The 16,733-nt window shown below is 52.8% G+C and carries 15 protein-coding genes; 10 read left to right on the top strand and 5 right to left on the bottom strand.

The genetic code is table 11. From position 1 onward, the window contains the following. Position 1: 1 nt before the first annotated feature. Positions 2–1,057: a cupin domain-containing protein gene (locus B9Z32_RS00490; RefSeq protein ID WP_233248005.1), complete on the bottom strand. Its 1,056-nt coding sequence runs from the start codon at positions 1,055–1,057 to the stop codon at positions 2–4. A gap of 152 nt (positions 1,058–1,209) precedes the next feature. Between B9Z32_RS00490 and B9Z32_RS00485 the strand changes: the two genes are divergently transcribed. The 5 genes from B9Z32_RS00485 (at position 1,210) to B9Z32_RS00465 (ending at position 5,848) form a co-directional block, all read left to right on the top strand. Continuing rightward, positions 1,210–2,139, top strand: a complete 930-nt coding sequence (locus B9Z32_RS00485) for an ATP-binding cassette domain-containing protein (protein WP_108420881.1) — start codon at positions 1,210–1,212, stop codon at positions 2,137–2,139. Further along, positions 2,139–2,951 (top strand): ABC transporter permease, encoded by an 813-nt coding sequence (locus B9Z32_RS00480; RefSeq protein WP_108420880.1) that lies wholly within the window; start codon positions 2,139–2,141, stop codon positions 2,949–2,951. The genes B9Z32_RS00485 and B9Z32_RS00480 overlap by 1 nt, the downstream gene beginning before the upstream one ends. A 67-nt stretch (positions 2,952–3,018) precedes the next feature. Next, positions 3,019–3,867 (top strand): 3-hydroxybutyryl-CoA dehydrogenase, encoded by an 849-nt coding sequence (locus B9Z32_RS00475; protein ID WP_108419471.1) that lies wholly within the window; start codon positions 3,019–3,021, stop codon positions 3,865–3,867. A gap of 54 nt (positions 3,868–3,921) precedes the next feature. After that, positions 3,922–4,725 (top strand): crotonase/enoyl-CoA hydratase family protein, encoded by an 804-nt coding sequence (locus B9Z32_RS00470; RefSeq protein ID WP_108419470.1) that lies wholly within the window; start codon positions 3,922–3,924, stop codon positions 4,723–4,725. 4 nt (positions 4,726–4,729) lie between these two features. Further along, complete coding sequence (locus B9Z32_RS00465) at positions 4,730–5,848, top strand: serine/threonine protein kinase (protein WP_233248004.1); 1,119 nt, start codon at positions 4,730–4,732, stop codon at positions 5,846–5,848. A gap of 12 nt (positions 5,849–5,860) precedes the next feature. Here B9Z32_RS00465 and B9Z32_RS00460 read toward each other — a convergent pair whose 3' ends face one another. The 4 genes from B9Z32_RS00460 to B9Z32_RS00445 form a co-directional block, all read right to left on the bottom strand. Next, complete coding sequence (locus B9Z32_RS00460) at positions 5,861–6,523, bottom strand: NYN domain-containing protein (protein WP_108419468.1); 663 nt, start codon at positions 6,521–6,523, stop codon at positions 5,861–5,863. Positions 6,524–6,680: 157 nt separating this feature from the next. Beyond that, positions 6,681–8,648 carry a molecular chaperone HtpG gene (gene htpG, locus B9Z32_RS00455; RefSeq protein WP_108419467.1) on the bottom strand — a complete coding sequence of 656 codons (1,968 nt, stop codon included), beginning with the start codon at positions 8,646–8,648 and terminating at the stop codon, positions 6,681–6,683. 109 nt (positions 8,649–8,757) lie between these two features. After that, positions 8,758–9,612 carry a pseudouridine synthase gene (locus B9Z32_RS00450; protein ID WP_108419466.1) on the bottom strand — a complete coding sequence of 285 codons (855 nt, stop codon included), beginning with the start codon at positions 9,610–9,612 and terminating at the stop codon, positions 8,758–8,760. Then, positions 9,609–10,352 (bottom strand): Crp/Fnr family transcriptional regulator, encoded by a 744-nt coding sequence (locus tag B9Z32_RS00445; RefSeq protein WP_108419465.1) that lies wholly within the window; start codon positions 10,350–10,352, stop codon positions 9,609–9,611. Before B9Z32_RS00445 ends, B9Z32_RS00450 begins: the two co-directional genes overlap by 4 nt. Before the next feature lie 165 nt (positions 10,353–10,517). Between B9Z32_RS00445 and B9Z32_RS00440 the strand changes: the two genes are divergently transcribed. Genes B9Z32_RS00440 through B9Z32_RS00420 form a run of 5 tightly spaced genes read left to right on the top strand, consistent with a single transcriptional unit; the run spans position 10,518 to position 16,690 of the window. Then, positions 10,518–12,464 (top strand): AMP-binding protein, encoded by a 1,947-nt coding sequence (locus B9Z32_RS00440; RefSeq protein WP_108419464.1) that lies wholly within the window; start codon positions 10,518–10,520, stop codon positions 12,462–12,464. Between the two features lie 31 nt (positions 12,465–12,495). Further along, the gene (locus B9Z32_RS00435; protein ID WP_108419463.1) at positions 12,496–13,278 is read left to right on the top strand and encodes an ABC transporter ATP-binding protein; all 783 of its coding nucleotides are present in this window, start codon (positions 12,496–12,498) and stop codon (positions 13,276–13,278) included. A gap of 10 nt (positions 13,279–13,288) precedes the next feature. Then, positions 13,289–14,218, top strand: coding sequence for a branched-chain amino acid ABC transporter permease (locus tag B9Z32_RS00430; protein ID WP_108419462.1), 930 nt, complete (start codon positions 13,289–13,291; stop codon positions 14,216–14,218). A gap of 11 nt (positions 14,219–14,229) precedes the next feature. Beyond that, complete coding sequence (locus tag B9Z32_RS00425; protein WP_108419461.1) at positions 14,230–15,306, top strand: branched-chain amino acid ABC transporter permease; 1,077 nt, start codon at positions 14,230–14,232, stop codon at positions 15,304–15,306. Between the two features lie 46 nt (positions 15,307–15,352). Beyond that, positions 15,353–16,690 (top strand): ABC transporter substrate-binding protein, encoded by a 1,338-nt coding sequence (locus tag B9Z32_RS00420; protein ID WP_108419460.1) that lies wholly within the window; start codon positions 15,353–15,355, stop codon positions 16,688–16,690. The last annotated feature ends 43 nt before the right edge of the window (positions 16,691–16,733 follow it).

Genomic DNA, 16,733 nt, shown 5'->3' with positions numbered 1-16,733 from the left:
CTCAAAACTCCTGATAAAAGCCCAATGCGCGTTGTGTGGGCGCATCGTCTACATGGAAAAGATAGGCGTTGCCATGGTTTGCGCGGTGTTTGATTTCAGCGTGCGTGGGAATGGCCACCGTATCGCCCTCTGACCACTTCAATGTGACGCCATCAATTTCAGATTCACCACGGCCTTCAATCACATGCATGACCGAGCTGGCTGACCTGCGGCGGGGGCTGAAGTCAAGGCCATCTCTTAAGAGCTGTGCAGAGAAACCCAAGGTGGGCAAACACGGTGCGCCTGTTTCTGGGTTGACATATGCCAATTGAACAGCATCGTTTTGGGGCGTACCCTTGTCGAGTGCCAACAAGGCTTTGCGCACATCCACCCAGGGATATCGAATTTGCGGGTAGGGCGCGCGCACCGATTGACTCAAAGAGCTAAACGGAACAAGGCCAGCACGCTGGTACTTGGTTTGAGAAGCGTCCAAATCGGGGCCCGCATTTTGTGAGGGACCCTCAATGGCATAGGAGGCTTCCATGCCGTACACCATGGGCAAGTCCAACGCATCCAACCAAACCACTGGGCCTTGACCCTCGTGGCCATGTTCGTGCCAAAGGCCGGCAGGCGTCAAGATCAAATCGCCTTTGTGCATAGGGCATTTCTCGCCCTGTACCGTGGTGAAACCGCCGTCACCTTCAACCACAAAGCGCACTGCGCTGGGAGTGTGGCGGTGGTTGGGTGCCACTTCGCCCGGCAAGATGAGTTGCATGCCCACATAAATATTGGGTGTGGCCACCAGTTTTTCGATGCCGTGGCCAGGGTTGCACAAAACCAATACGCGGCGCTCGGCTTTTTCGATGGGCGTGAGTTCACCAGCCTTCATCAATTGGGGGCGCACATCTTTGTAATGCCAAACAAAGGGCTGGGTGGCGCGAGAGGGCTTGCCTCGCGGCAGCAGTCCGCGCAGTTGCGGCCACAAAGGCGCAATCGACAGCGCCGTCATGTCGGCTATGTAGTCGGCGGGCAAGTCTTCTAAACGGCCCAGTGAATCAGAGTGGCTGGAGGGGTTCAAGATCAGTCTCCTGAGAATGTGCTTTGATTTAATAAGTATACATATTAATTTGAAGCTGGCAAGTGATTGGTCCTTCGTTTTGAGTGAGCATCAAGTCGTCAATCGTGCGCAAGGTCAGAAATACAGAAGGCTCTCCAAGGCACAATCATGGGATGACTTACTTATTGAATGTCCAACATTTGGACAAAAGCTTTGGCGACAACAAGGTGGTGGACGATTTGTCCTTCCACATTTCTCCCGGCGAGTGTTTGGGTGTGATTGGCCCCAATGGCGCAGGCAAAACCACCACGCTGCGCATGTGTTTGGGTTTAACCACGCCTGATGCCGGCAGCATTACCTACTTTGACAGCCTTTCCATGCCAGACCAAGCCTTGGCCATCAAGGCTCGCCTGGGTGTGGTGTCCCAAATGGACACGCTAGACCCAGACTTCACGGCCGAGGAAAATTTGTTGGTCTATGGCCGCTACTTCGGTATGAAAGACCGCGACATCAAAGCTCGCATTGCCCCCCTCTTGGAATTTGGCGCCTTGACCAGCAAAGCCAAAGCCAAGCCGGGCGAGTTGTCGGGCGGTATGAAGCGCCGCTTGAGTTTGTCGCGCGCCCTCATTAATCAGCCGCAAATGCTGATGCTGGATGAACCCACCACGGGCCTCGACCCCCAAGCCAGGCATTTAATGTGGGAGCGTTTGCAAATGCTCATGCAAGAGGGCAAGTCCATTTTGTTAACCACCCACTTCATGGACGAGGCCGAGCGCTTGTGCGATCGTTTGCTGGTGATAGACCACGGCAAAAAAATTGCAGAAGGCAAACCACGCGATTTGATTGCACAGCACTTAGAGCCTGATGTGGTGGAACTGTATGGTCAAGGTGCCTTGGCTTTGGCGGCCGAAGACTCGCCGCTCAGGCAGCATGCCGCGCGTGTTGAGGTGAGTGGCGAAACCGTGTTTTTTTACACCGCCAAAGCTGAGCCATTGTTGGTGGCCTTGCAAGCTTGGCCGCACATTCGGAGCTTGCACCGCCCAGCCAATTTGGAGGATTTGTTTTTGAAACTCACCGGTCGACAAATCAGGGAGAACGCATGATGCAAAAGCAACACGTGACCCCTTCTGTGTGGGCGCCGCCGCAACTCTCGATGCGCTGGTGGCCTGTGTTTTTGCGCAACATGTTGGTATGGCGCAAGTTGGCCTTGCCCAGTTTGGTGGGCAACATTGCCGAGCCCTTAATGTGGTTGGTGGCCTTTGGCTACGGCTTGGGTGCGCTGGTAGGCGAGGTGAACATGGGCGAACAGCAAGTGCCCTACATTTTGTTCTTGGCCAGCGGCAGCATTTGCATGAGTGCCATGAATGCGGCTTCATTTGAAGCCTTGTACTCTGCCTTCTCGCGCATGCACATGCAAAAAACCTGGGACGGCATCATGAATGCACCCGTGCGCCTAGACGATGTGGTGATGGCTGAAATGCTCTGGGCGGCCTACAAAGCCTTGTTTACCGTGACGGCCATTTTGGGTGTGATGTTGGTGCTGGGCATCAGCCACAGTTGGAAATTGTTGTTGGCATGGCCGGTGTTGTGGTTGGTGGGTGTGACCTTCAGTTGCATTGCCTTGATCTTCAACGCCATGGCCAAGGGCTATGACTTTTTCACGTATTACTTCACTTTGTTTCTAACGCCCATGATGTTTTTGTCGGGTATTTATTTTCCGCGCACCCAGTTGCCTGAGTGGTTGCAAACTGTCACAGACTATTTGCCCCTGACCGCCGCCATTGAATTGGTGCGGCCCATGTTTTTAGATCAGTGGCCTAGCAATGTGGCCGGCAATTTGAGTTTGCTGGTGGGTGTGACTGTGGTGGCATTTTGGGTGGCTTTGGCTTTAACCCGAAAGCGATTTAGAGCTTAAGAACTTAAAAGCTTAAGAGCAAGCAGCGGCTGTCGTTTTTTCATTTCAACTTTTCATTTTTAAAATCATGATCATTCAAAAAGTAGGCATCATTGGCGCAGGCACCATGGGCAACGGCATTGCACAAGCATGTGCTGTGGTGGGCATTCCCGTGGTGATGGTGGACATTTCAGAAGCGGCAGTGGCCAAAGGCATTGCCACGGTGTCGGGCAGCTTAGACCGCTTGTTGAAAAAAGAAAAAATCACGGAAGCAGACAAGGCGGCAGCACTGTCCAAAATTAAAGGCAGTACTCAGTACGAAGACTTGATGAGCGCCGATTTGGTCATTGAGGCCGCCACCGAAAACCAAGACCTCAAAGTCAAAATTTTGAAGCAACTCGATGGCATGCTGGCGCCAGAAGTGATCATTGCGTCCAACACCTCTTCTATCTCGATCACACAGTTGGCGGCGGCCACCGCGCGCGCTGACCGTTTCATTGGCATGCACTTTTTCAACCCTGTGCCCATGATGGCCTTGGTGGAAATCATTCGCGGCTTGCAGACCAGCGACGAAACGCACGATGCCGTCCATGCCTTGGCCACAGCGTTGGGCAAAACCCCCATCACTGTGAAGAACGCACCGGGCTTTGTGGTCAATCGCATCTTGGTGCCGATGATCAACGAAGCTTTGTTTGTGCTGTCCGAAGGTTTGGCTACGCCTGACGACATTGACGCTGGCATGAAACTCGGTTGTAACCAACCCATTGGCCCTTTGGCCTTGGCCGACATGATAGGTTTGGATGTGTGCTTGGCTGTGATGGAGGTTTACCTCAAAGAATTTGGCGACAGCAAATACCGTCCTTGCCCCTTGCTCAAAGAGTTGGTGGCTGCCGGTCGCTTGGGCCGAAAAACAGGTCACGGCGTTTACCAATATTGATCTGGCGCAAGTGCGCCAAGCGCACTTGCCTTTAACCTCTGTACAAGGATTGCCATGACCACCATTCACCCAGAAGGCAGCATCGACTTAGAAGTACAAGACGGTGTGCTGTTGATCGGCATCAACCGACCCAACAAGTGCAACGGTTTCACGCCCAAGATGTACCGCGAATTGGGTGAAGCCTACACGCGCTTAGACGACGATCCTTCTTTGCGTGTGGGCGTGTTGCATGCCATGGGCGATCACTTCACGGCGGGTCTAGATTTGCCCACCATTGCACCGCTCATGCAACGCGGCGAAAAAGCCGTGCCGCTGGGTTTGGTCGACCCGCTCAATTTAGGCATGGAAGGTTACCGCCGCCGCATCAAGCCCATGGTGGTGGCCGTGCAGGGCATCACCTACACCCTTGGCATAGAGTTGATGTTGGCTGCCGACATTGTGGTGGCCGCAGATAACTGCCGATTCTCGCAATTGGAAGTGAAGCGCGGCATCATGGCCACTGGCGGCGCCACTTTGCGCATGGCCGAGCGCGCCGGCATGGGCAATGCCCTATTGCATCTGCTCACAGGCGATGAGTTCAACAGTGCAGAAGCCTTGCGTTTGAATTTTGTACAACGTGTGGTGCCAGTGGGTGAGCAAATCAATGAAGCCATCAAAATTGCAAAAGCCATTGCGGCGCAAGCGCCATTGGCCGTGGTAGCTACCCGCCAAAATGTTTTAAAGGCTGTTGAGCAAGGACCTCTGGTGGCCATGCACGATTTCATTGCTGTGCAAAAAACACTCTCTAACAGCGAAGACGCCAAAGAAGGCGTGCAGTCCTTCATCGAAAAACGCAATGCACGTTTCACTGGTAAATAAATCTGTGAACATTGCACCTAGCACGGACATCCGTGTCAATCCGTACACCTCGCTCACACCCGATGTGGTGTTAGATGCGCTGGCCGACATTGGCCTCATGGGCGATGGACGTCTAACGGCATTGAGCTCTTACGAGAACCGCGTGTACCAAATTCATTTGGAAACAGAACGCACGCCAAGCCAAACCAACGGCACGCCCATACCAAACAGTGTGGTGGCCAAGTTTTACAGACCCGGTCGGTGGACCGATGCGCAAATTCAAGAGGAGCACGATTTTGCAGCAGAGCTGGTGGCGGCTGAAGTGCCTGTGGTACCGCCTTTGAATTTGCAAGGACAAACTTTGCATCACAAAGCTTTTGAGTTGCAAGGTGAAAGAGAGACATCGCATGCGGAATCTTTCAAGGGCTTTGCTTATTCAGTCAGTGAACGTCGAGGTGGTCGGCCCCCTGAGCTTGATGACGCCGAAGTGCTGGAGTGGATTGGTAGATTTTTAGCGCGCATTCACACAGTGGGTTCTGCTAAGTCGTTCCACAACCGACCCACACTCAGCATTGACACCTTCATGCAAGAGCCGAGGGATTGGTTGTTTGCCAACAAAGCCATCCCCATGGAGGTCGAGCGTGCATGGCAAGATGCATGGCAACAAGCCATGGACGTGATGCACGCCGCTGGCTTAGGTTCTGCTCACGGCAGCGATTGGCCGCATTTTCAAATGCTGCGCTTGCATGGCGATTGCCACCCTGGCAATATTTTGTGGACACCTGCTGACCTGCCAGGCGGCGGCCCGCACTTTGTCGACTTAGACGATGCGCGAATGGGTCCTGCTGTTCAAGACTTGTGGATGTTGTTGTCGGGCGATCGCAAACAACGCTCGGGCCAGCTGAGCATGTTGCTTGACGGGTATGAGCAAGTGCGCGATTTTGATCGACGTGAACTGGCGCTGATTGAGCCACTCCGCACTTTGCGTTTGGTTCACTACAGCGCCTGGTTAGCACGTCGATGGGACGACCCCATTTTTCCCATCAACTTCCCGTGGTTTGGCACGCCCGACTATTGGCGCGGCCAAGTGCAAATGTTGGAAGAGCAGATCGAGCAAATGCAGGAGCCGCTGCTGGTGGTATGAGCTTGAACGCAGCTAGTTTTTCCATGCAGCAGGTTTTGCTAGATGTGAACTCGGAATTCGATCTGGTAACTGCGATCTAGAAAGATGAGTCGTACTCAAAATTTTTTTCCAATCGGAGAATCTCGCTAAATCGCTTGAAATTTTGCGAGGATCATCACCAGAAATAGGCGCAACCAATCCGATACGGATATGAGGGTGATGTTCTTTAATGCTGCGCAATGCCCCTTCCAAGTCTGAGTCATTGCTGCACAAGACGGCTTGATCGTATGTTTTCAGCCAAGCGCCATTGATCATGTCGGAAGCAATATTGACATCTGTTTTCTTTTCATTGAAATCTAGAACTTGAACTTTTTGTAAGTGGGGTGCTTCGGGGATTGGACGAATCAATCGTTGAAATGGAGTTGAGGCAACGATTCGACCTTCAATCAGAGTCAGCCCGATGGGATGCATTTTTCGAAGTGCTTGAAGGTATCTTCGCTGTCTGATCGGAGACTCCAAATCATCCGACATTTTTCCAAGCATGGGAGCCGTGTAATAGCGAACTTCAACAAGATCAGAGCTTTGATTCAATGCTTGATCGCGGAAAAGTGCATAGACGTCTAGCCACTTGTATTGAGACTTCCGAAGGAGTCCATAGTAGAGGTTGTAGCCGTCAATGTAAGCAATGGTACGCAAATTAGCTTTCCAGAAATGACAAAGCCGCCCAAGGGCGGCTTGTCGCCTTTAGAGCACTTGGCCAAACCAAGCGGTCAAAAGGGGAGTCGTGCAATGACTATACAACAGAATTCAAAATTTACCTTTTGTTGTATTTACAAGTGCTTTCAATTTGCACTTAAACCAACAAAGCATTCACACGGCGCACATAAGCCGCTGGGTCTTCCGGCATACCGCCTTCTGCCAACAAGGCTTGGTCAAACAAGATATTGGCCAAGTCATGGAAGTGCACAGAGCCCTCGAGTTTCTTCACCAAGGCATGTTCAGGATTTACTTCCAACACAGGCTTGGTTTCGGGCGCTTGTTGACCCGCTTGCTTCAGCATGCGCGCCAACTGCATGCTCATGCCATTGTCGGTTACCACCAAACAAGCAGGTGAGTCCACCAAGCGGCTGGTCACGCGCACGTCTTCGGCTTTGTCTTTCAAAGCTTCTTTCAATTTAGCAAGCAAAGGCTTGAAGGTTTCGGCGGCTTCTTCAGCGGCTTTCTTTTCTTCTTCGTCTTGCAAGCTGCCCAAGTCAAAGGCGCCTTTGGCCACGCTTTGCATGGGGGTGCCATCAAAATCGTGCATGAAGTTCAAAGCCCACTCGTCCACGCGGTCGGTCATGAGCAACACTTCAATGCCCTTCTTCTTGAACACTTCCAACTGAGGACTGTGTTTAGCCGCAGCCAATGTGTCGGCCGTGATGTAGTAAATGGCTTCTTGGCCTTCTTTCATGCGCGCTTTGTAATTGGCCAATGACACGCTCACTTCATCAGACGATGTAGAAGCAAATCGCAACAATTTGGCCAAGCGATCGCGGTTACCAAAGTCTTCGCCCAAACCTTCTTTAAGCACCGCACCAAACTCTTTGTAGAAGCTGGTGTATTGGCCTTCCTTGGCTTTGTCTTCTTCACTCACCACATCGGTCACGCCATCGGCTGAAGCTTCTGGAGCTTCGTTGTGCTTGGCCAAGTCTTCCAGCATGGACAACACGCGCTTGGTACAACCTTCGCGAATGGCTTTGACGTCGCGGCTTTCTTGCAGCAATTCACGGCTGACGTTTAGAGGCAAATCGGCAGAGTCCACCACCCCTTTGACAAAGCGCAAGTAGCTGGGCATGAGCGCTTCAGCATCGTCCATGATGAACACGCGCTTGACGTACAACTTGATGCCCGCTTTTTTGTCACGGTTCCACAAGTCTTGTGGGGCCTGTGAAGGAATGTACAAAAGCTGTGTGTACTCGGTGCTGCCTTCTACACGGTTGTGTGTCCAGGTGAGCGGCTCGGCAAAGTCTTTGCTTATTTGTTTGTAAAAGTCTTTGTACTGTTCTTCGGTCACGTCTTTCTTAGGACGTGTCCATAGAGCGGTGGCTTTGTTGATGGCTTCCCATTCGCCGGTCTTGACCATGCCGCCTGGTTTGCGGCCTTCGCTTTCGTCTTTGCCAATCAGTTCGCCATCTTTCCACTCTTCCTTTTCCATCAAGATGGGCAAGCTGATGTGGTCGGAATATTTGCCGACGATTTCTTTCAGTTTCCAAGTGTTGGCATATTGCAGCGCGTCTTCGCGCAAATGCAAAATGATGCTGGTGCCGCGTGTAGTGCGTTCGATGCTTTCCACTTCAAAGTCGCCGGTGCCACCGCTGATCCAGCGCACACCTTCAGACGCGGGCGAGCCTGCGCGGCGGGTCTCGACTGTGATTTTGTCGGCCACAATGAAGCCAGAGTAAAAGCCCACACCAAATTGGCCAATGAGTTGTGCATCGGCTTTTTGATCGCCAGAGAGTTTGCTCACAAAGTCTTTGGTGCCGCTCTTGGCAATGGTGCCCAAGTTGTCGATGGCTTCTTGGGCGGTCATGCCAATGCCGTTGTCGGCAATGGTCAAAGTCTTGGCTTCGGTGTCAAAGGACAAGCGCACTTCCAGGTTGGGCTGGTTTTCATAAAGCGCGTCATTGTTCAAAGCTTCAAAGCGCAACTTGTCGCAAGCGTCTGAAGCGTTAGAGACCAATTCACGGACAAAAATTTCGGGGTTGGAATACAGAGAGTGCGTTACCAAGTGGAGCAGCTGGGCTACTTCGGCCTGAAAGGCATGGGTCTTTTTTGTCATCTTCTAAGTAAATCAAATAAAGGTTGGTGAGAGTTTTGCCGCAATGGCAGCAAGGGCTAAGTTGGCCGCAACCCCAGATTTGGGGATGGGTTTTGAAATTTCAAGGGGTTTAAAAGGTCTCTTTGGGGCTCAAATAGCGCCACTGCCCCACAGGCAATGCGCCTAGATGCACGCGGCCCATGCGAATTCGCTTGAGGCCCACCACTTTCAGACCCACTTGTTCACACATGCGCCGAATTTGACGCTTCTTGCCTTCTTTCAGCACAAAGCGCAGCTGTTCGGGGTTTTGCCATTCCACTTGAGCTGGCTTCAAAGGCTTGCCATCCAAACTCAGGCCATGCCGCAGTTTTTGCATTTGTGCCGCTGGAAAGTGCGCTTGCACATTAACAGCAATGTCGCCATGTGGGCCCGCGCAAGTGACACGCACCAAATACTCTTTCTCCATGTCAGAGTCTTCGCCAATGAGTTGGCGTGCCACACGGCCGTCTTGCGTCATGACCAACAAGCCCACCGAGTCAATGTCCAAGCGACCCGCGGGTGCCAAACCTTTGAATTGCGCGGGGCTGAACCGAATGCGCGTGGTGTCGCCAGACCATTGGTTGCGTGCTTGAAACAAGACCATGGCCGGCTCATGCCCGTCCTCGGCTTGGCCGCTCACATAGCCCATGGGTTTGTGCAGCAGCACCGTGACCTGCTGTTCTTGCTGTTCTTGCGCCGCACGCTCCACCGTGATGCGATCTGTGGAGCCAACCTGCATGCCCATTTCGGCCACTTGTCCATTGACCAAAACCCAGCCTTGCTCAATCCAGGCATCGGCCTCGCGGCGGGAGCAAAGGCCCAATTCGGCCATGCGCTTGTTCAGGCGGACAGTTGTAGCGCCTGACGCGCTGGGGTGCACGCTAGAGACTGCATGGGCAGGCCTGGGCGCTCGAACAAAAGTGGGCTTGGGTGGCGGCTGATTCATAAAACGGATTCTTTGGGCTCATTGTCCCTGTTTCTGCGGTCAATCAGGCGGGTTCTAAGGCCTTGCAAATCCAAAATTCGAACGCCGCCATATTCCACGCGAATAAGCTCCTCCTCCTGCAAGTGAATCAAGGCTTCATTCACGCGCTGTCTTGACAGGCCCACCAGGTAGGCCAGCTCTTGTTGGGTAATGCGCAGCAAATCGCCCACCCCTGAAAACAGCACCGGATTGAACAGGGCTGCCAAATTGCGGGCCACGCGCAAGTCTGGATTGTTCAACCGGTCAAACTCCCTGGCCGCAATGAACTGCGCCAGTCGTTCATTCAATTGGTTCATCACAAAGCGGTTAAAGCCCAAAGAGTTGTCAATCAGCCAGTGAAAGGTATCCAGCGGCAAGCCCGCAACCACACTGCTTCGCAAGGCTTGAATGTTGTAGCGATAAGCCTCGCGTTTCAAGGCAGTGCCTTCGCCAAACCAGCCGCCTGGCGGCACCCCCGTGAAGGTCATGGTTTGGCCATCTTCGTTGTCGGTGCTCATTTTGAGCAAACCCGACACGGTACCAAACCAATAGGTAACAGGGCGACCCACCCGGCACACAAAATCGCCTTTCTCGGCATCACCAACTCGCAAGGCATTGACAGCTCTCTCGTGCTCTTTGGGCAGGAGCAAAACCAGCCAAGGGATGCTGGCCAATTCCTCTTCGGTGGGCGGGCGTCTTCTTTGATGCAGGTCAGATGTCATGTCAATTTGCCGTAAGACGTTGAAAATATTAGGGAAAATCCTAGTGGGCGAATCTCGAGATTGTCGTCAAAACGACAACTTAGCGTCAAATCAGAGTCTAGCATCCAGATTCAGAATTCAAACAAGTCCCTCTCGATGGGGGGACGGAGAACAACCAGGACCCGTATGCAGACGACCTTTCCCAAATTGCTATTGACGCACGCTACGCAAAGACCCAGTGCACCGGCCATGCGTGAAAAAGAATATGGCATCTGGCAAACCATCAGTTGGCAAGACATGGCCACCATGGTGGCGAACATGGCTTGCGGCCTTCATCAGGCCGGTTTGAAGCGCGGTGAGCACATGGTGGTAGTGGGTTCGAACCGTCCTCGCCTTTACGCCACTATGTTGGCGGCGCAATCGCTGGGCGCCATTCCCATTCCTTTGTACCAAGATGCAGCGGCAGCCGAGTGTGTGTTCCCCATGACCAATGCCGAAGTGCGTTTGTGTGTGGTGGAGGATCAAGAACAAGTGGACAAAATGTTGGAAGTGCGTGAAACCTACACCGCACTCACGCACATTTATTACGACGACCCCAGGGGCTTGCGCAAATACGATGAGCCCGGTCTCGGTTCGATGGACGAGTTGTTGGCGTCGGGCGAAGCGTTCGCCAAGCAGCACCCCCAGTTTTACAAAGAGCAAGTGGAAGCTGGCACCAAAGACGACGTGGCCGCCATGTTCTTCACATCAGGCACCACAGGCAATCCCAAAGGTGTGGTGCACACGCATGGCACTCTGATTGACCGCGCGCAAGCAGGTGCCGAATTTGATCGGCTTACTTCCAATGAAGACGTGCTGGCTTATTTGCCACCGGCTTGGATTGGTCAAAACATCTTTAGCTACGCACAGTGGTTGGTGGCTGGCTATGTGGTCAATTGCCCCGAGTCTTCTGCCACGGTCATGATCGACTTGAAAGAGATTGGCCCCACCTATTACTTTGCACCGCCTCGGGTATTTGAAGGCATGCTCACCAGTGTGAGCATTCGCATGGAAGATGCCAGCAGCTTCAAGCGCAGCTTGTACAAATACTTCATGAGCTTGGCCATGAAAGTTGGCCCTAAGCGCATGGAGGGCCAATCGATTGGTTTGTTCAACAGCCTGATGTATGGCTTGGGCAACTTAATGGTGTACGGCCCTCTGCGCAACAGCCTTGGCTTTAGCCGCGTGCGCGTAGCCTACACCGCAGGTGAAGCCATCGGCCCCGATTTGTTCAGCTTTTACCGCTCCATTGGCGTCAACTTGAAACAGCTTTATGGTTCCACCGAAACAGCTGTGTTTGTGTGCTTGCAGCCCGACAACCAAGCCCGTGCCGACACCGTGGGCGTGCCTTGCCGAGGAGTTGAAATCAAAGTGGCCGAGAACGGCGAAATTTTGGTGAAGTCACCCGGTCTGCTTAAAGGCTATTACAAAAACCCAGAAGCCACCGCCGAAGTTTTAACAGCTGATGGTTGGTACCACACCAGCGATGCCGGCTTCTTAGACAGCCATGGCCACCTCAAAATCATTGACCGTGTGAAAGACGTGGGCCGCATCAAGGGCGGTAGCAACGACGGCGCCATGTTCGCACCCAAGTACGTCGAGAACAAACTCAAGTTCTTCCCGCACATCAAAGAAGTGGTGGCCTACGGAGACCAGCGCGAAAAAGTGTGCGTCATGATCAACATCGATTTTGATGCCGTGGGCAACTGGGCCGAGCGCCGCAATTTGCCCTATGCCGGTTATGCCGACTTGGCGCAAAAGCCAGAAGTCTATGAACTCATTCGTGAGTGTGTTGAGCAAGTCAATGCCGATTTGGCTGAAGACACTCTGCTGGCAGGCAGCCAAGTTAGCCGCTTCTTGGTGCTGCACAAAGAACTCGATGCCGACGATGGCGAACTGACGCGCACCAACAAAGTACGCCGCGGCTTCATTGCCGAGAAATACTTGCCCTTGGTCGACGCCTTGTATGGCGGCTTGACCACTCAATACATTGAAACGGTTGTGAAGTTTGAAGATGGTCGCACTGGCAGTGTCAGCGCCACCCTCCGCATTTCAGATGCCAAAACATTTGTCCCCGTGAAGGCTGCAGCTTGAACGCGGCTTGCCTCAACACAGAGAAATCAGCATGACCAAAAAAATTGGCGACGTCATTTTGGATGTGAACAACATCAGCCTTCGGTTTGGTGGCGTGAAAGCGCTTACCGATATTTCTTTCAATGTCAAAGAGCACGAAATTCGCGCCATCATTGGCCCCAATGGTGCGGGCAAAAGTTCTATGCTCAATTGCATCAACGGTGTTTACACACCGCAAGAAGGCAGCATCACATTTCGGGGTCAAACCTTTGACCACATGGACAGCCGCCAAGTAGCCGAAATGGGGGTGGCCCGCACGTTCCAAAACTTGGCCTTGTTCAAAGGCATGAGCGTGATTGACAACATCATGACCGGCCGCAACTTGCGCATCAAGAGCAACATTTTCATGCAGGCCTTGCGCATTGGTCCCGCTCAAGCGGAAGAAGAGCAGCATCGAGATTTTGTCGAACACATCATCGACTTTCTTGAAATTCAGGCGCACCGCAAAACACCGGTGGGCCAATTGCCATATGGCTTGCAAAAACGTGTTGACCTGGGACGTGCCTTGGCCATGGAGCCTCAAGTCTTGTTGCTCGATGAACCCATGGCCGGCATGAACGTTGAAGAAAAGCAGGACATGAGTCGTTTCATCTTGGATGTCAACGACGAGTTTGGCACCACCATCGTGTTGATCGAACACGACATGAGTGTGGTGATGGACATTTCGGACCGTGTGGTGGTACTGGACTACGGCAAAAAAATCGGCGACGGGACTCCCGAAGAAGTGCGTAACAACGAAGAAGTGATCAGTGCCTACCTCGGCACCAGTCATTGAGGAGAACAACATGGCATTTTTCTTGGAAGCTCTACTGGGTGGCCTCATGGCCGGCATGCTGTATGCCCTGGTGGCACTTGGCTTTGTGCTGATTTTCAAAGCGTCTGGCGTGTTCAATTTTGCGCAAGGTGCCATGGTGCTGTTTGCCGCTTTGGCCATGGCTCGTTTTGCCGAATGGGTGCCCGGTATATTGGGCTTGGACAACAAGATTCTGAGCAACGTCATCGCCTTTGGCTTGGCTGCCGCCTTGATGTTTTTGTTGGCTTGGCTCATTGAGCGCTTGGTCTTGCGTCACTTGGTCAACCAAGAAGGCGTGACTTTGCTCATGGCTACTTTGGGTATCACCTATTTCATTGATGGCTTGGGCCAGACTATTTTTGGCAGTGACATTTACAAGATCGATGTGGGCATGCCCAAAGAGCCCGTCTTTTTGTTGGACTCCGTTTTCCCAGGCGGTGTGCTGGTGAACTTGGAAGATGTTTATGCAGCTGTGATTGCCGCCCTGTTGGTGGTGGCCTTGTCCTTGTTTTTCCAAAAAACCAGTACAGGTCGTGCGCTGCGTGCTGTGGCCGATGACCACCAAGCTGCGCAGTCCATTGGCATTCCGCTCAACCGCATTTGGGTCATTGTGTGGTTTGTGGCAGGCATCACCGCTTTGGTGGCCGGCATTATTTGGGGCTCCAAAATGGGTGTCCAGTTTTCCTTGACCACGGTGGCTTTGCGCGCACTGCCCGTGATTATTTTGGGTGGCTTGACGTCTGTGCCAGGCGCCATCATTGGTGGCCTGATCATTGGTGTTGGCGAAAAACTGTCCGAAGTTTATCTGGGCCCCTTCGTGGGTGGCGGCATTGAAATTTGGTTTGCGTATGTCCTTGCATTGGTCTTCTTGCTGTTCCGACCCCAAGGTTTGTTTGGCGAAAAAATCATTGATCGCGTCTAAGGAATCACAACATGTTTTACAGAGAAAACGGTCAATTCAAAACTTCTTACAGAAGTGACCAGCAAATTTTTGCCATCGCACAAGATCGCTGGGCTATTCTGGCCTTGGTTGCCTTCGCCTTCATTGGTGTGCCCTTCTTGGTCGACGAATACATGTTCAGGGCCATCTTGATTCCCTTCTTGATCTTGGCCCTGGCCGCCTTGGGCGTCAACATTTTGGTGGGCTATTGCGGCCAAATATCTTTGGGCTCGGGTGCCTTCATGGCGGTGGGTGCCTACATGGCCTACAACACCTACGTTCGCATTGAAGGCATGCCTCTCATTCTTGCGCTGTTGAGCGGTGGATTTTTTGCCACCTTGGTGGGCGTGTTTTTTGGCATTCCAAGCTTGCGGGTTAAGGGCCTGTATTTGGCGGTGGCGACCTTGGCCGCTCAATTCTTTTGCGATTGGGCGTTCTTGCGCGTGGGCTGGTTTACCAACAACACAGCTTCAGGCTCGGTCAACGTGTCTAACTTGAGTGTCATGGGCTGGGTCATTCAAAGCCCGGTTGAAAAATACCTTTTCTGTTTGTCCTTTTTGGTGGTGTTTGCTTTGCTTGCCAAAAACTTGGTGCGTTCAGCCATTGGCCGCGAGTGGATGGCCATTCGCGACATGGACGTGGCTGCCGCAGTCATTGGTATTCGCCCCATGTATGCCAAGCTCAGCGCGTTTGCGGTGAGCTCCTTCATTGTGGGCGTTGCGGGCGCTTTGTGGGGCTTTGTGCACTTGGGTTCTTGGGAGCCCGCAGCGTTTTCAATTGACCGCTCATTCCAGTTGCTTTTCATGGTGATCATTGGCGGCATGGGCTCCATCATGGGCAGCTTTTTTGGTGCCGCATTCATTGTGATTCTCCCTATTTTCCTGAATCAGTTTTTGCCTTGGGTGGGGAGCTTGGTGGGCGTGGTCATTTCCACTGCCGCCATCTCTCACGCTGAGTTCATGATTTTTGGTGCCTTGATTGTTTGGTTCTTGATTGTTGAGCCGCATGGCTTGGCAAAACTGTGGTCTGTGGCAAAGCAAAAACTTCGCCTCTGGCCTTTCCCTCACTGATTTTTTCCGTAGTGCTTCACACTTTTACTTTTTACAGGAGACAACCATGAAGCTTCGTCAACTCGCTCTAGCCGTTACAGTGGCTGCTGCAGGACTTTCCAGCGCGCTGGTCAGCACTGTTGCCACCGCACAAACCAAAGAGCAATTCTTCCCAGTGCTGGTGTACAGAACGGGTGCTTACGCGCCCAATGGCGTGCCATTTGCCAATGGTTACGTCGACTACCTCAAGCTCGTCAATGCACGTGGCGGCATCAACGGCGTGAAAGTCAGTTTCGAGGAATGCGAAACAGGCTATGCCACAGACCGTGGTGTGGAGTGCTATGAGCGCCTGAAAGGCAAAAATGGCGGCGCCACTGTGTTTCAGCCATTGTCCACAGGCATTACCTTTGCCTTGACTGAAAAAGCCCCTGGCGACAAGATTCCTCTGATCACTGCTGGCTACGGCCGCAGCGAGTCCGCTGACGGCGGCGTTTTCAAATGGAACTTCCCATTGGCAGGCACATACTGGGTGGCCGGTGACGTGATCATCCAAGACATTGCCAAAAAAGTGGGCGGCGCTGACAAGCTCAAAGGCAAGCACATTGCCTTGGTTTACCACGACAGCCCCTTCGGCAAAGAAGCCATTCCTATCATGCAAGAGCGCGCTGCCATGCACGGCTTCAAGCTGAGCTTGTTGCCTGTGACACACCCTGGCGTCGAGCAAAAATCTACGTGGCTGCAAATTCGCCGTGATCGTCCAGATTACGTTGTCAACTGGGGTTGGGGTGTGATGAACTCCACCTTGGTCAAAGAGGCACAGGCCACAGGCTATCCTCGCGAGCAGATTTATGGTGTGTGGTGGGCCGGTGCTGAACCCGATGTCAAAGACATCGGCATGGGCGCTAAAGGTTACAACGCCATCACGATGCAACACGGCGCCGAAAAAGGCTCTGCCGTTGTGAAAGAAGTTTTGGAAAAATTGCACGCCAAAAACCAGGGTACGGGTCCTAAGGACGAAGTCGGTGAAGTGCTTTACATGCGCGGCTTGTTCAGCGCCATGTTTGCCATTGAAGGCGTTCGCCAAGCCCAAGAAAAATACGGCAAAGGCAAAGTCATGACCGGCGAGCAAGCGCGTTGGGGTTATGAAAACTTGAACCTGACACAAGCCAAATTGGATGCCTTGGGCTTCAAGGGTGTGTTGCGTCCTATCTCCACTTCATGTGCCGATCACATGGGCGCCAACTGGGCCCGTATTCACACATGGAATGGCAGCAAGTGGGAGTTCTCTAGCGACTGGTACCAGGCCGATGAGCAAATCATCAAACCAATGGTGAAAGCCGCTGCCGACAAGTACGCTGCAGAAAAGAAACTGACACGCCGTACACCGGCTGACTGCCAGTCCTAAAAAACTGGAGGCTGCACAGCGTGCGGCCCTTTGGCGACTGCGA

The sequence above is a fragment of the Limnohabitans sp. MMS-10A-178 genome, from assembly GCF_003063375.1.
Classification (GTDB): Bacteria; Pseudomonadota; Gammaproteobacteria; order Burkholderiales; family Burkholderiaceae_C; genus Limnohabitans_A.
Note: the sequence above shows the minus strand (reverse complement) of the source record. Positions and strands in the feature narration are given on the sequence as shown.